The organism is Colwellia sp. TT2012, assembly GCF_001440345.1.
Taxonomy (GTDB): domain Bacteria; phylum Pseudomonadota; class Gammaproteobacteria; order Enterobacterales; family Alteromonadaceae; genus Colwellia.
This window is the reverse complement of record NZ_LJYX01000153.1, coordinates 1-771: the sequence shown is the minus strand read 5'-3', so window position 1 is coordinate 771 and position 771 is coordinate 1. Positions and strand designations below refer to the sequence as shown.

2 protein-coding genes are annotated in these 771 nt (G+C 39.7%); both read left to right on the top strand.

All coding sequences use genetic code 11. The features are described 5' to 3' along the window. Positions 1-170: type VI secretion system baseplate subunit TssF (locus tag ASU03_RS20380; protein WP_157466004.1), on the top strand; the 170-nt coding region annotated here is incomplete at its 5' end. Between the two features lie 12 nt (positions 171-182). After that, the coding region (tssG, locus tag ASU03_RS19270; protein WP_157466003.1) for a type VI secretion system baseplate subunit TssG at positions 183-771 on the top strand (589 nt) is incomplete at its 3' end.

The following is a 771-nucleotide window of genomic DNA, read 5'->3' as shown; positions in this document are numbered from 1 at the left end:
AATCTGCATTTGGATCAGAAGGGGATCTTTATTTATTTGGCACTGTGCTAAGTCGTTTTTTTACCTTGTACGCCAGTATTAATTCTTTCCATGAACTGGTGGTGATTAATTCTAGTAATAATGAACGTTATACCTGGGGCGCAAAAATTGGCGTACAACCGCTAATTTAGGTGACTTTTACTATGACGACAATTTTACCGCAAGATGCTGAAAATTATAATTTTTTCCAACTGGTTGAGCTGCTTCATGGCTTGCTTGAAGAAGATCCTGAAAGTGAAGAGTGGGAACTAGCTTGCAGAATGCTTTTCACTGCTAACCCAAGTATGGGTTTTCCCGCAAGTGACGTAACTGATTTATATGCAGCTGATTCAGGCCAGGTGCAATTACAGACGACTTTTATGGGTCTATCTGGTTCACAGTCTCCTTTACCTGGCTTTTTTTTAGAGCAGATAGCATCTGAAGAAGAGGGGGGAGTAAGGCGTCCTTTTTTAGACTTTTTTAATCATAGATTGATCTCTTTGGTTTATCGCGTGTGGCGTAAATATCGCTATTACGTGAGATTTAAAGAAGATGCGAGCGATGCTTTCTCGGCTCAGTTGTTTGGTCTTGTTGGTCTAGCTGATGAGAATTTACTCGGCGAAACCCCCATTAACTGGTGCAAATTGACCTCGTATGCAGTCTTACGCTTGCAAAAAAAATTATTGAGAAAGGCTATAGCTTATTTACCTAATGTTTTAAACTCTACAATCAACTCATTAGCAGATTGCGTTA